The organism is Rubrobacter calidifluminis (genome assembly GCF_028617075.1).
In the GTDB taxonomy this organism is placed as follows: domain Bacteria; phylum Actinomycetota; class Rubrobacteria; order Rubrobacterales; family Rubrobacteraceae; genus Rubrobacter_E; species Rubrobacter_E calidifluminis.
In genome coordinates this window covers 28,430-41,423 of sequence record NZ_JAQKGV010000001.1, presented here as the reverse complement: position 1 = coordinate 41,423, position 12,994 = coordinate 28,430, and the positions used below count along the sequence as shown (strand labels likewise).

The 12,994-nt window shown below is 69.8% G+C and carries 16 protein-coding genes; 3 read left to right on the top strand and 13 right to left on the bottom strand.

Going from position 1 to position 12,994, the window contains the following annotated elements; all coding sequences use genetic code 11:
• Positions 1-203: 203 nt before the first annotated feature.
• A complete protein-coding gene (tsaD, locus tag PJB24_RS00235; RefSeq protein WP_273842028.1) occupies positions 204-1,193 on the bottom strand; it encodes a tRNA (adenosine(37)-N6)-threonylcarbamoyltransferase complex transferase subunit TsaD in 990 nt (329 codons plus the stop codon).
• 47 nt (positions 1,194-1,240) lie between these two features.
• Between tsaD and PJB24_RS00230 the strand changes: the two genes are divergently transcribed.
• Positions 1,241-1,489, top strand: coding sequence for a hypothetical protein (locus PJB24_RS00230; RefSeq protein ID WP_273841423.1), 249 nt, complete (start codon positions 1,241-1,243; stop codon positions 1,487-1,489).
• Here PJB24_RS00230 and rimI read toward each other — a convergent pair.
• Genes rimI through alr form a run of 8 tightly spaced genes read right to left on the bottom strand, consistent with a single transcriptional unit; the run spans position 1,464 to position 6,157 of the window.
• Positions 1,464-1,901, bottom strand: a complete 438-nt coding sequence (gene rimI, locus PJB24_RS00225) for a ribosomal protein S18-alanine N-acetyltransferase (protein WP_273841422.1) — start codon at positions 1,899-1,901, stop codon at positions 1,464-1,466. The genes PJB24_RS00230 and rimI overlap by 26 nt on opposite strands.
• A complete protein-coding gene (tsaB, locus tag PJB24_RS00220) occupies positions 1,898-2,584 on the bottom strand; it encodes a tRNA (adenosine(37)-N6)-threonylcarbamoyltransferase complex dimerization subunit type 1 TsaB (protein ID WP_273841420.1) in 687 nt (228 codons plus the stop codon). The genes rimI and tsaB overlap by 4 nt, the downstream gene beginning before the upstream one ends.
• The gene (gene tsaE / locus PJB24_RS00215; protein ID WP_273841418.1) at positions 2,578-3,054 is read right to left on the bottom strand and encodes a tRNA (adenosine(37)-N6)-threonylcarbamoyltransferase complex ATPase subunit type 1 TsaE; all 477 of its coding nucleotides are present in this window, start codon (positions 3,052-3,054) and stop codon (positions 2,578-2,580) included. The genes tsaB and tsaE overlap by 7 nt, the downstream gene beginning before the upstream one ends.
• Positions 3,048-3,680 (bottom strand): uracil-DNA glycosylase, encoded by a 633-nt coding sequence (locus tag PJB24_RS00210; RefSeq protein WP_273841416.1) that lies wholly within the window; start codon positions 3,678-3,680, stop codon positions 3,048-3,050. Before PJB24_RS00210 ends, tsaE begins: the two co-directional genes overlap by 7 nt.
• A gap of 10 nt (positions 3,681-3,690) precedes the next feature.
• Positions 3,691-3,891: a PspC domain-containing protein gene (locus PJB24_RS00205; protein ID WP_273841415.1), complete on the bottom strand. Its 201-nt coding sequence runs from the start codon at positions 3,889-3,891 to the stop codon at positions 3,691-3,693.
• 59 nt (positions 3,892-3,950) lie between these two features.
• Entirely contained in the window at positions 3,951-4,724 is a 774-nt protein-coding gene (locus PJB24_RS00200; protein WP_273841414.1) for an HD domain-containing protein, read from the bottom strand.
• 1 nt (position 4,725) lies between these two features.
• A complete protein-coding gene (locus PJB24_RS00195; RefSeq protein ID WP_273841413.1) occupies positions 4,726-5,067 on the bottom strand; it encodes a hypothetical protein in 342 nt (113 codons plus the stop codon).
• Complete coding sequence (gene alr / locus PJB24_RS00190; protein ID WP_273841412.1) at positions 5,060-6,157, bottom strand: alanine racemase; 1,098 nt, start codon at positions 6,155-6,157, stop codon at positions 5,060-5,062. The genes PJB24_RS00195 and alr overlap by 8 nt, the downstream gene beginning before the upstream one ends.
• A 182-nt stretch (positions 6,158-6,339) precedes the next feature.
• On the opposite strand from alr, the gene PJB24_RS00185 reads away from it, so the two are divergent.
• Together PJB24_RS00185 and PJB24_RS00180 are read left to right on the top strand one after the other, a co-directional pair.
• The gene (locus PJB24_RS00185) at positions 6,340-7,302 is read left to right on the top strand and encodes an SCO4651 family lipoprotein (RefSeq protein ID WP_475852780.1); all 963 of its coding nucleotides are present in this window, start codon (positions 6,340-6,342) and stop codon (positions 7,300-7,302) included.
• Positions 7,303-7,334: 32 nt separating this feature from the next.
• The gene (locus tag PJB24_RS00180; RefSeq protein WP_273841408.1) at positions 7,335-8,405 is read left to right on the top strand and encodes an AbrB family transcriptional regulator; all 1,071 of its coding nucleotides are present in this window, start codon (positions 7,335-7,337) and stop codon (positions 8,403-8,405) included.
• Between the two features lie 6 nt (positions 8,406-8,411).
• On the opposite strand, the gene PJB24_RS00175 is transcribed toward PJB24_RS00180, so the two are convergent.
• Genes PJB24_RS00175 through PJB24_RS00160 form a run of 4 tightly spaced genes read right to left on the bottom strand, consistent with a single transcriptional unit; the run spans position 8,412 to position 12,950 of the window.
• Positions 8,412-9,356, bottom strand: a complete 945-nt coding sequence (locus PJB24_RS00175) for an amidohydrolase family protein (protein WP_273841405.1) — start codon at positions 9,354-9,356, stop codon at positions 8,412-8,414.
• Positions 9,353-9,820: a (2Fe-2S)-binding protein gene (locus PJB24_RS00170; protein WP_273841404.1), complete on the bottom strand. Its 468-nt coding sequence runs from the start codon at positions 9,818-9,820 to the stop codon at positions 9,353-9,355. Before PJB24_RS00170 ends, PJB24_RS00175 begins: the two co-directional genes overlap by 4 nt.
• On the bottom strand, positions 9,817-10,689 hold the full coding sequence (locus tag PJB24_RS00165) for an FAD binding domain-containing protein (RefSeq protein WP_273841403.1): 873 nt from the start codon (positions 10,687-10,689) through the stop codon (positions 9,817-9,819). Before PJB24_RS00165 ends, PJB24_RS00170 begins: the two co-directional genes overlap by 4 nt.
• Positions 10,686-12,950, bottom strand: coding sequence for a xanthine dehydrogenase family protein molybdopterin-binding subunit (locus tag PJB24_RS00160; RefSeq protein WP_273841401.1), 2,265 nt, complete (start codon positions 12,948-12,950; stop codon positions 10,686-10,688). Before PJB24_RS00160 ends, PJB24_RS00165 begins: the two co-directional genes overlap by 4 nt.
• Between the last annotated feature and the right edge of the window lie 44 nt (positions 12,951-12,994).

Here is a 12,994-nt window from a genome sequence, read left to right as displayed (position 1 = left end):
TTCTCCTTCTTGAGCGTGGACCGGCAGGTACCCGATCTGCCACAAAGCCGCCTGCATCCCCCCTCCCTCTGTTCGGATCTCCGTACCAACCGCGCGTTCCCCCTCCCCGTTCCGCAAAGAAGGGAACGCACCGAAAGGCAGCCGCGCTGGCCACCGGCCAGCAGTATAGAGCAGGGAACAAACCCCTCGCAACGCCCGAGGCCTCAGATGCTGCGGGCGTTGAGGCCTAGGTAACCGGGGAAAGTTATCTTCGGGGAGTGGGGCGCGGCGGCCCCGATCATGGCGGCGTTGTCCGTACAGAGCGCCGGGGCCGGGATGACGATCCCGATACCCCTCTTCTCGCACTCGGTCCTGAGACGACCGCGCAGCCGGGCGTTAGCCGCGACGCCCCCCGCGACCACGAGGGAGCGGGAATCCGTCATCTCCGCGGCCCGCAGCAGCTTCCGGGAGAGCGCCTCCACCACCGCCGCCTCGTAGCTCGCCGCCAGATGGGGCAGCTCCTCTTCCACCCTCTCCTCCCCCAGGCGCTGCAGCGTGTAGAGCAGGCTCGTCTTGAGGCCGGAGAAGCTGAAGTCGAGATCGTCTTTGCCCTTGAGGGCCACCGGAAACTCGTAGCGCTCCGGGTCACCCCCCTCGGCCGCCCTCGAGAGCGCGGGGCCCCCGGGGAACCCCAGCCCGAGCATCCTCGCCCCCTTGTCGAGGGCCTCCCCGGCGGCGTCGTCCAGCGTCTCGCCAAGCAGCGACATGCTCCGGTCCCTCCCGACCGAGTAGAGCGCGGTGTGCCCTCCGGAGGCGACGAGCGCGACGAACGGCGGCTCGAGCGCCGGGTCCTCCAGGTACGCCGCGGCGACGTGACCCTCGAGGTGGTTGACCGGGATGAGAGGCAGCCGGCGGGCATAGGCCACGCTCTTGGCGGAGGCCAGCCCGACGAGGAGCGCCCCGATGAGCCCCGGACGCACCGTAACCGCGACGGCGGTTATCTCCTCGAGGGTCATCCCCGCATCGGCGAGCGCCTTCTCCACCACGCCGTCGATGCGTTCGAGGTGAGCCCGCGAGGCGACCTCCGGCACGACCCCGCCGTAGCGGGCGTGCTCGGTCTGGGTGTGGACGACGTTCGAGAGGGCCCTGCGCCCGTCGTCCTCCACCACGGCCGCGCAGGTGTCGTCGCAGGATGTCTCTATCGCCAGTATCACGCTCAAGGGGTTATTTTATCTCCGGCACGCGAGGATATACTCCTCCCATGAGAGCATTCTCGCTCATGTTCGCCTTCATCGCGCTCGTGCTGCTGCTCGAGCTCGCCCTCTACCTGGCCCGCGGCCCGGGGGACCTGCGCGTCGCGGCCTTCATCTTCGCCGGGTTTCTGGTCTGCCTCGCCCCGGCCGTCTACCTGCTCAGGCCCTTCGAGGGCAGGGAGGATCTCGAGCGCCGCCGGGAGGAACGGCGTCGGGAGCGTGAGCAACGGGCTAAGAAGAAAGGTCGAGGGTCATGAGAAGGGCGTCCTCGTCCCCGTAGTAGCGGGGCCGCCGCCCGACTTCCCTGAAGCCGAGCGAGCGGTAGAGTGAACGGGCCGGGGAGTTGCTGGGACGCACCTCGAGGTGGACCCTGCGGACTTCGGGGAAGGCATCCATCGCCGCCCGGACCAGAGCCCGGGCGTAACCTCTGCGCCGGCACTCCGGGCGTACGGCGAGCGTGGTCACGTGCAGCTCGTCCGAGGTGCGCTTGACCCCGATCTGGGCAACGATGCGCCCTTCCTCCTCCAGCGCCAGGTAGAGCCCGAAGGGGCTCTCCAGCTCTTCCCGCCAGACGGCGGTGCTCCAGGGGCGCGAAAGACACTCCGCGTCGACCTGCACCGCCTCCGGAAGATCGTCCCGCGTCATCCGCCTTATCCTGCGGTCGCTCAAGGCCGGCTCCAGGGGTTCCGCTCCCTGCGCACCTCGGCGTCCGGCTCGCGCACGTAGAGCGGCACCACCTTCTCCGGAGGGACCGGCTCAAGATCGCCGGCCACGAGATGCCCCGCGGCAGAGACCCTGTTCAGGGGAGAGGAATCTTCGGGTATGTGCCCGAGCGAGGAGAGCTCCTCCCGGTAGCGCACGGCCCCGTCTCCCACGAGGAGAAGATCGCCCTCACGCGGCAGATGCCGTGAGAGCTCGCCCGGTCTCGCGCAGAGCACGCCCGTACTCTCCCCGCTGGCCGCGAAGAGTTCGGCGAAGACCTGGCGGCGCCGGGCGTCGATCACCGCCACCACCCTCTCCCGGCCCGAGGAGAGAGCCGGGTGGGCGAGAGCATCCAGGGTGGAGGACGCGCAGATCTCGGCCCCGAGCGCCCCCGCGAGAGCCCGGGCGGTGGCCACCGCGATGCGGATGCCGGTGAAAGTCCCCGGCCCCACACCGACCACGATCCTCCCCACATCCCCGAGATCCTCTCCCGCAAGCCCGAGCACCTCGTGCACCGAAGCGAGCAGGATCTCCGAAGCCCCCCGCGCCGAGCAGGAGACCTCGGCCAGAACCTCCCTGTCGTGTCCCTCGAGACGGGCGAGCGCCACGCTCACCTCCGCCGTCGAGGCGTCCAGAGCGAGCGTCAGCATCCTCCGAGCCGCTCCTCCAGCGGGCCCGTGATCCGTACGCCCCGCAGCCCCTCTCCCTGGTGTGAGAGCTCGACGAGAGAGGGGGCCTCGAGCGAGCCGAGCGCGGGATCCGCCCACTCGATAAACGTTATCGCACCCGGATCCAGGTAGTCCTCGAGTTCCAGCACGTCGGCGCTTCCTATCTCCTCCAGCCGGTAGAGATCGAGGTGGTTGAGGGTCACACCGGATCCCGCCATCTCACCCTCGTAGCTGCGGGCGAGCTGGTAGGTCGGGCTCGTCACCCGCTCGCGCACGCCGAGGGCGCGCATGGCGGCACGAACGAAGGTGGTCTTGCCCGAGCCAACCTCCCCGGAGAGCACCACGACGTCCCCGGGCTCGAGCAGTACGGCAACCCTGGCCGCCAGCCTCTTCAGCTCCTCCTCATCGAGTTTCTCCCACTCCATCGGCACCAGAAACCCGCCGGCTACCACAAGCCCGGCTGCACGGGCTCCCTGCCGTCACCCGGCGGGTGCGGTACGTTCAGGGTCTCGTAGGTGGCCGGGCGCTCGGCGGCGAGCAGCTCCGGGATCCTCCCGAAATCGGAGATGAGAAGAGCACGGTCGGCCGGGGTGTAGAGCGCCTTGCGCAGCGAGAGCGTCGGGAAGACGTAGCGCCCGTCGAGCGGCACGGCCCGGCCGCGGATGCGCGAAAGCGGTTCTTTACGCCCGGTCAGGACCCTGGTAGCCAGCTCGCCCAGAGCGACGATCACCCGGGGGTCGACGGCCGCGATCTGGACCATCAGATAAGGACGGCATCTGCTGACCTCCGACGGTCGCGGGGAGCGGGGAGGTGTGCCAGGAGGCCGACACTTGACCAGCGTGGTGAGGTATACCTGATCCCTCCTCATCCCCACCGAGGCGAGCAACCGATCGAGGAGCATCCCGGAGGCACCCTGGAAGGGACGCCCCTCGCTATCCTCGTTGAATCCCGGAGCCTCCCCGACGATGAAGAGCTCCGCGTTGAGCGGACCTTCGCCGAAGACGACCCGGGTACGCGACTGGGAGAGTGCGCACCGGGTGCAACCAAGCGCCTCCTTCTGCGCCTCGGCGAAATCCATAACCCCGGGCCTAGTACTCGGCGCTCTCCGGGAGCAGGTAGCCGAGGATCACGTACAGAATGGCGACCGGGATCAGGCTGAAGCCGGGGATGAAGATCGCCAGCAGGACGGTCACCAGCCTCACGACGAGCGGATTCCACCCGAACCTGTGGGCTATGCCGCCGCACACTCCGAAGATCCAGCGGTTCCTGCTCGAGCGTCTTATTCCCATCGCCTCGGCCTGCCTTTCTCGTCGCGAAACTGACGTACCTTACGTCCACGATGATATCTTCAACTACACCCTTTGTGAAGCGCAGCGAAAGATCCTGCGCACGCCAGGGCTTCCCCGCAGGATATCCCCCCGGCCCGCAGGATGCGTAACCTGCTCGAGGCGCTGCCCACCACCGCGTCCGGAGGGCATGAGAGCCTGGAGGCGAGCTCCTTGTAGTCGGGCTCGGAGCGGGGGCCGAGTTCGCGGCTCACCCGCAGGAACCTGACGCACAGCCTGCGGTGTCGCTCCACGTGCTCCTTCTTCAGGCGCGGCCCGCGCGCGGCGAGTCTGTCGGCCCACGAGAGCACCGCGAGCTCTTCGCAGAACGGTCCCGCGGCCCGGGCTATCCTCTCCGGCGGGTAGTCGGCACGCGGGTTCTCCATGAACCCTATCTTCAGGTGCAAATAGGTGAGCGTCCGGGCGAGGTCAGAGTGCATCGCCGGGGCTCCAAGCCTGAGACACATCTCCTCGACCATCCTCGCCCCCAGGGTATCGTGGGCGACGAAGACGACCCTCCCCTCCACCTCACCGCGGGTCAGCGGCTTGGCGACGTCATGCATGAGCGCGGCGAAGAGCAGCGCCTCAAACCTTTCGGCCGGGACCCGCGCCCCGAGGACGCTCTCCTCCAGCTCCCGCCGCACGTGGCGTACTGTCTCAAGGATGTGATCCAGGGTGTCCAGGTGGTGGTAGGGGCTCTGCGCTAGCCCCCTGGCGAGGCCGAGCTCCGGCAGGAGCCGGATCACACCCTCCGGCTCCTCCGTCAGAACCTCCAGGAGTTCCCCGACGGAGGCCAACCTAGCGCCGTCGCCGGGCCTTCCTGCGGCTGGTGTTGGGGTTGAAGCGGCCTTTGAGAGAGCCGTTCACACCCTCCTCACCCTCCTTCAGGTCCTTCCTGTTCCTCTTGTGCGTCTGCTCCCTGCGCCGCCTCTCGGAGAAGGCGAAGAGCACGGCGTACAACAGGAAGAAGAGCACGGCGTAGACGGCGAGGATGAAGATCTGGGCGGCCCCGTGCAGGCTGAAGGACTTCGGGAAGACGCGGCTCAGGATGTAGACCAGGACGACCCACAGCACCGTGAACCACAGGGAACGCCTGAACGCCGGACCCCACCTGAGATCCCTGAAGAAGCCTCTAAACACCTGAAACGTATCTCCTCTCGACCCGCCTGGGATTCAACCCCGTCGCCACCTCGTAGTTTATCGTGCCGGCGAGCCTCCCGAGCTCCTCGGCCCCGATCCTCTCCTCCCCCTGCTCCCCGAGGAGTACCACCTCGTCGCCCACCTCCACCTCTTCGTCGGCCTCGAAGACGCACGCGTCCATCGTCACCCGGCCGAGCAGGCACCGCCGGCGGCCCCGGATCAGAGCCACCCCTTTTCCCGAGAGCATCCTCCGGTAACCGTCGGCGTACCCGACCGGCACGGTCGCCACCCACATCGGGCGCACCGCCCTGAAGGTAGCCCCGTAGGAGACCCTCTCTCCGGCCGCGAGCAACCTCTTCCCGGCGACGTAGCTCTTGAGGCTGAGCGCCGGACGCAGGCCCTCGTCGGCGGGGTCACCCGCATCCCCGCGAGGGTGCAGCCCGTAGAGCGCCCCCCCGGGACGCACACAGTCGTAGCGTGCCCGCGTATACCAGAGGGTGCCGGCGGAGTTGGCCGCATGGATCAGGACGTTCCCGAAAGGATGAGACCCCAGCACCCGCTCGAAGCGCAGCAGCTGTTTCAGGGTGAACCCGGAGTCCCAATCGGCGCAGGAGAGATGAGTGTAGACACCTGCGAGCCGCCCCCCGAGCAGCCTGTATACCTCGCCCACCTGCTCGGGTTCCACCCCCCAGCGGTTCATTCCCGTGTTCACCTTCAGATGCACCCGCAGGCCCGGCAGCGAGGACATGTACCTGGCACCAGCGAGCGAGTGGACCGTCACGTCCAACCTCATCCGCCCGGCTTCGCGCAACTGCTCCGGGAGGAGGTCCCCGAAGACAAGTACCGGAGCCCTTATGCCCCCCTCACGCAGCTCGACACCCTCGGCGAGCGTCGCCACCGCCAGAGAATCCGCCCCGGCCTCGAGCGCCGCCCGCGCCACCGGCAACGCTCCGTGACCGTAGGCGTCGGCCTTGACCACAGCCATAAGACGGGCACCGGCCGCCCGGTGCAGCAGCGCGCGCACGTTGTGCCTCACGGCCCCGAGGTCTATCTCGGCCCAGACACGACCGGGGCGCGTCTCCATCTCCATCGACCCTCCACGCCAAAAAGAGAAGACCCGCAGGACGAGTCTACTGTGCGCGACCTCTCAACTCAAGCCGCAGCGGAGCCCTCCTCCCGGCGATCAGTGGCTAGAATATCTTTTCTGTATAAACGTCGCCGCAGGAGACAGAGTCCCCCTTCTCCGAAGGAGAGGCCGGGCCTTACGGAGGGATGGGCATGAAGAGAGGTTTCCCAGCAGGCACACCGACAGCGAAAGGCACCTCACTCCGGAAGGCTGCCTTCCTTCTGGTGCTCTGCATGCTCGTACTCACCGCTGCGAGCTGCACCCCGGGCAGGAGGACATCCACAGCCACCACCGCATCCTCACACCTATCCGGGGGCACCACCCAGAAGACCGGGCAAGCGCGGCAGCCTCTGGCCATGAGGGCATACCGTGCCACCACCGGTGAGGGCAGCACCCGGGTAGCGATAGAAGAGACCGAGTTCGGCCTCCCTCCCCTCCCGAATAAGGGCACACACGGCTCGAAGATGATAAGGATACGCGGCTTTGGCCTGGTCAGCTTCACCAGAGACCGGGCGAGGGTGAGGTTGAGCACCCCCGGCGCCGGGCACGCGGAACTCCGCCAGCTCGGCTACACGATCTACGAGAAGTCCCCCTCGCAAGGTCAGGAGCCCCGGTCACACTGGGTGCGCCTCAACCTCCTGGCGCTCGCCGGGGGACGTGGAGCATATCTGGCGCAGCTCGCCAGCGGCCAGCTCAACGACCCCGTCCACCAGCTCGACTACCTCGAGGGCGTGATCCCCGGCGGGACACGCAAGTTCGGCCGGCAGGAGGTGCGCGGTGTCCCCACCACCCGCTACCACATGGTCGTGGACCTCGACAGGATGTCGCGGGAAAACCCCAGAGCCGGAGAGCTCTACGAGGCGCTGATGCGGGAGCTCGGCTCGCGCAGGCTGCCGGTCACGGTCTGGCTGGACGGCCGGGACCGGGTACGCCGCTTCGAGTCGACAGTCCCGATAGAGATCCCGCGTACGAAGCCGGGGGAGAGAGCCGGCAGCGAACGGGGCCACATCAGGATCTCCCTCGAGTATTACGACTTCGGCATTCCGGCACGGGTCAAAGCTCCGCCCGCGGGTGAGACGACCCGCGTTAGGATTCCTCCCTCCAGGTAGATGCCGGAGGATGGAAAGATAGATGCCGGAGGATGGAAGGACGCCGACAGCACGCAACCTGGATGGCACTGCTCCCGGCCGCCGCCTGCGCCGGGTTCCTCGGGGAGCGCCTCGGCGTCCCGGCGGCCTGGCTGGTCGGCCCGATGCTCGTCGCGATAGCATTCGCGCTGGCGAGCAGGAAGCGCCTCGAGATGCCCCGGGGCACGAGAACGTTCTCCCAGGCCGTCATAGGCACGCTGCTGGCCTCCACCTTCCGTCCATCGTCCCTTCCCACGCTCGCCGACGACTGGCTGCCGGTCTCGCTGGTGCTCGCCGGCACCCTGCTCGCGAGCCTGGCCTCGGGTCTGGTGCTCGCCCGGCTCACCTCGCTCGACGGGCAGACGGCCTCACTGGGGACGCTCCCGGGAGCCGCCTCCGGCATGCTGGCGATGAGCCCCTCGCTCGGGGCCGACAGCCGGCTGGTGGCCCTGATGCAGTATGTCCGGGTCGTGGTGGTCGTGCTCTCGGCCACGCTCATCGCCCACTTCGGCCTGATGCCCGGAGACTCGGGGGGCTCTCCGGGCGGGGGCATACCGACCGGCTTCTCTTCCCGCACCTCGCCTGCAGACTACGCCCTGAGCGCGCTGGCGGCCGTGGTGGGCACCTGGGCCGGGCGCAAACTGCGTCTCCCGGCGGGCGCCCTCGTAGGCCCGCTGATCCTCGGGGTGCTGGCGAGCGAGTTCGGGCTCTTCCACCCCGTCCTTCCCCCCGGCGTCCCGCAGGCCGCCTACGTCGCGCTCGGGCTCTACGTCGGGATCCTCTTCGACCGCGATTCGCTCGAGCACGCGGCGCACGTGCTGCCGGCCGTCCTCATCTCGATGGTCCTGCTCATGGTCGTCTGCGCCGGGCTCGGGCTCGCCCTCTCCGCCTTCACCCCGGCCGATCCCTTCACCGCCTACCTGGCGACCACCCCCGGCGGGATAGACTCGGTCTCGATCATCGCGCTCGGCGGAGGGGCAGACGTCTCGCTGGTCCTCGCGGTGCAGATGATCCGCGTCTTCGCCGTGGTGCTGCTCGGGCCACCGCTCGCCCGCAGGCTGGCGAAACTATCCGGGTCCCGCTGAGCAGGCTCAGAGCCCGAAGAGCTCCCCGGCGTTCTGGTGCGCGATCTTCGCGTACTCCTGCGGACCGAACCCGAGCCCTTCCAGGAAGCGGCATCCCTCGGCGCTCGACGCGAACGGGTAGTCGACGGAGAAGAGGATCTTCTCGGCACCGAACTCCTCCATCGCGGTCCGGAAGGGAGCCTCGAAGAAGAACCCGCTGATCGAGAGCCAGAGGTTGTGCCTCAGGTACCAGGAGGGTTGCCTCTTCAACCCCATCACCTCCGGGGAGAGCCGGGCGTCGACCCGCCGCAGCATGAAGGGCAGCGCCTCCCCGAGATGCCCCACGACCACCCTGAGATCCGGCAGCCGCTCGAAGATCCCCGAGAGGACGAGCCGCAGCGCGTGCAGCCCGGTCTCCACGTGCCAGCCCCAGGCCGATGTCGCGAGCGCACCGTCCACCTCCGGCGAGATCCCCGAGTAGTACGCCCGCCTGACTACATCCGGAGGCGGGGTCGGATGCAGGTAGATCGGGACCCTCAGGTGGGCCGCGAGCTCGAGCAGCGGCCGGAACTCCGGCGCATCGAGGAAGCGCCCGCGGGTGTGCCCGTTGACGACCGCTCCCCTGAAACCGAGCTCGCGCACCGCCCGCTCCAGCTCCGCACAGGCCGCCTCCGGGTCCGGGGTGGGAAGGGCGGCGAGGCCGGCGAAGCGGTCCGGGTGGCAAAAGACCGCCTCAGCGAGCATCTCGTTCGCCCGGCGCACGAGCGGGACGGCCCTTTTCACCTCCAGCTGCTGCCCACCAGGGGCGGCGAGCGAGATAACCTGCAAGTCGACGCCCCCCGCGTCCATGTCTTTGAGCCGTCTTTCGCCGAGGTCGAGGAGCCTCTCCGACGGATAGCCCGGTCCTCCGATGCCGTCCGCCTCCAGCAGCTCCCCGGTGGTGAAGTGCTCCTCCACCGCGATGACCCTCATCGCCCCATCTCCTCCGCCGCCCGCAGGGCCGCCCTCCGGATGCCTTCGTAGCCGGTACACCGGCACAGGTTCGAGGTGAGAAGCTCCCGCAGACGCTCCTCGTCGCGGACGATGCCGGGATCCCTCTCGAGCGCCGCGGCGAGCAGCATCAGGAACCCCGGCGTGCAGAAGCCGCACTGCAGGGCGTGCTCGGCCCGGAAGGCCCGCTGCAGGGGGTGCCCGGCCCCGGAGGCGAGTCCCTCGACGGTCCTCACCCGGCCCCCGTCCGCCTGTACGGCGAACATCAGGCACGACCGCACGGCCTCGCCGTCGACGATCACGGTGCAAGCACCGCAGACCCCGTGCTCGCACCCGAGGTGGGTCCCGGTGAGCCCGAGATCCTCCCGCAGAGCGTCGGCGAGCGTGCGGCGCGGCTCGACCTCCAGGGCCCGCCTCTCCCCGTTCACCTCCATCTCGATCCTCACGAGTTCACCTCCAGGTCCTCCGCCGCCCGTTCGAGCGCCCGGCGCACCAGCACCCCGGCGGCGTGGCGCCTGTACTCCACCCCCGCGTGAGGCTCCGGGACCGGGTCGGCTTCGAGGGCGGCGCGCCTCTCCGCCCCGGCGAACGTCTCGTCCGACGGCGGATCTCCGGCGAGCGCCTCCTCCACGCCTCTCACCCTCAGCGGGCGGTCCGCGGCCCCGGCGAGGGCGACGCGGGAGGAGGTGATTACGCCTCCCTCGACGGTGATCGCGGCGAGCGCCGCCACGAGCGCGAAGCTCGCCCCGGTCCGACGCAGCTCGACGAAGCCCACGCCGCTGCCCTCCCCGAGAAGCGGCAGGCGCACACCCGTGATCATCTCCTCCGGCCGGCGGGCGGTCGCGAACGGCCCCCGGAAGAACTCCCCGGCGCGAACCGTCCTCACGCCCTCCGGGCCGGCCAGCTCCAGGCGGGCGTCCAGGGCGACGGCCACGGCGGGCCACTCGGCGGCCGGATGGGCGTAGGCCAGGCTTCCGACCATCGTCCCCCGCGCCCGGATCGGGGGGTGGGCAATGTGGCGGCTCACCCGCTCGAGCAGCCGGCCCAGGGGGTCACGCGCGACCGGTTCCTCGAAATCGCGGTGGCGGGCGAGCGCACCGACCCGTAGCTCACCGCCCTCGACCTCTATCCCATCGAGGCCGGGGACGTGGTTTATGTCCACGAGCAGCGCCGGACGTTCGCGCCGGTAGTTCATCTCCAGCACCAGGCTCTGTCCGCCGGCGAGTACGCGCGCCTGGGAGGGGCGCTCCGCGAGCGCGGATACGGCCTCCCGCACGCTGCGTGCGACCAGGTAGTCGAAAGGTGCGGGCTTCACTTCCCCACCCCCTCCCGGACCCCCGTCTTCATCCAGCAGGCCTGCGGCGTCAGTGGCATCTGGAGCCCGTCGGGGTGGCCGAGGGCGTCCGCGACGGCGTTCACCACCGCCGGGGGCGCACCGATGGATCCGGACTCTCCAACTCCCTTCGCGCCGAGAGGGGTGTTCGGGTTCGGGGTCTCCATCTCGACCGTGCGGACTGATGGAAGCTCGGAGAAGGTCGGAAGCAGGTAGTCGAGGAGGCCGTGGTCCACGAGCGGCCGCCCCCGCGCGTCGTAGGGCACCTCCTCGTAGAGCGCCTGCCCGAGACCCTGCATCAGGGAGCCGTAGATCTGACCATCCACCACGAGCGGGTTGACGGCGACCCCGCAGTCGTCGGCGGCGACGAGCCGCAGGACGCGCACGACGCCGAGCTCGGGGTCGACCTCGACCACGGCGACGTAGCAGCCGTAGGGGAAGGACTGCGGCGGCTCGAAGTCCTCCTCCACCCGCAGCGCCCCGGTCCTCGAGGCGAGACGGACGAGGTCCATCTCCTCCTCCCCGGCACGCAGGGCACCCTCCCGGCAGGAGACCTCCTCGACGGAGACGCCGCAGAGGCCGGCCATCCTGCGCCGGGCCTCCTCGATGAGCCGGAGCGAGGCGCGGTGGAGCGCCGCCCCTCCGACCTGCATCGAACGGCTCGCGTAGGAGCCCACGCCGCGGGGAACGGCGGCGGTGTCGGCTTCGACGACCCTGATCCTCCCCACCTCCACCCCGAGGACCGAGGCGACGACCTGGTCGAAGGTCGTCTCGTGTCCCTGCCCGGTCGAGGAGGCGCCGGAGAGGGCCAGGATCTCCCCGTCGGGCCGCACCTCGACCGCGCCGTACTCACCCATCACCCCGGCGCTCTCCACGTAGCAGCAGATCCCGATGCCGAGCGGAGGCCCGCCCTCCCTCCGGCGGCGCTCCTGCTCGGCGCGCCAGCCCCCGTAGTCCGCGGCCTCGAGCGCCTTCTCGAGCGCCGCCGGGTAGTCGCCGCTGTCGTAGCGGGCCCCGACCGGCGTCTCGTGAGGAAGTTCTCCGGGGTGGATCATGTTCAGTCGCCTCACCTCCGCCGGGTCCTCCCCGAGCCTGGCGGCGAGGAGATCGACCGTGCGCTCGACGGCGTAGGCGGCCTCGGGCCGGCCCGCGCCGCGGTAGGGGGCGGTCGGGGTGGTGTTGGTCACGACGGCGCGCGCCCTGGCATGGATGCGGGGAATGCGGTAGACGCCGGAGAGGAGCCTGAGCATGTTGAAGATGGGCGCCACCCCGTAGTGCGGGTAGGCCCCGGTGCTCGCGTCGGCCTCGACCTCGAGCGCGAGCATCCTGCCGTCGCGGTCGGCGGCGAGCCGGACCCTCTGGTTCTGCCCCCGCCCGTGCACGGCGGCGGTCAGCGCCTCCGTCCGGTCCTCGATCCAGCGCACCGGACGTCCGAGCCGCAGCGCCAGGTGGACCACGGCGAGGTACTCCGGGAAGGTCTCGCTCTTCCCGCCGAACGCCCCGCCGACGTCCGGGACGACGACCCGAACCTTCTCCTGCGGGATACCGAACAGCTCGGAGAGGTCCCTCCTCAGACGGTGGGGGGCCTGGTGCGAAACCCACACCGTGAGGGCGCCGCCCTCCCCGGGCTCGGCCAGGATCGCGCGCGCCTCGATCGAGGCGTGCGAGAGCGGCGGTACGCGGTAGGATGCCTCGACGACCACCGGGGCTTCGCGCCAGAGATCCTCCCCGACAGGCTCCCCCGCCTCCCACTCCCCCACGACGTTGGAGAGCCCCTCGAAGAGCTCCGGCGCCGAGGTGGAGGCCGCCTCCGTCGGGTCGATGACGCAGGGAAGCTCTTCAATCGCGACCCCGGCGGCCTCCACCCCGTCCTCGGCCGCGTACCGGTCCCCGGCGAGGACGACGGCGATGGTCTGACCGAAGAAGCGCACCCTTTCCCGCGCGAGCGCCGGCCACTCCCTGCCTTCGAGCACGTCGGACTGAAAGAGCGGCCGCGCCGCCGGGAGGTCGGGCAGATCCTCCGCCGAGTATGCCCCGACGACCCCCGGCACCGCCCGCGCGGCGTCGAGGTCCACCCCCTCGAGCCGCCCGTGCGCGACGTGGCTGCGGACCAAGGCCGCCTCCAGGCAACCTTCGGGCCTCATGTCCGCGACGTAGGTTCCCTCACCGCGCACCAGCCGCCCGTCCTCGACCCGGACGACCCGGCGTCCCACGTAACCCCCTCCATCCCGCTCCGGACCCAAAACGAACCCCCGTTCTGCAAAATCACCTTCGCAAACCGCCCGCG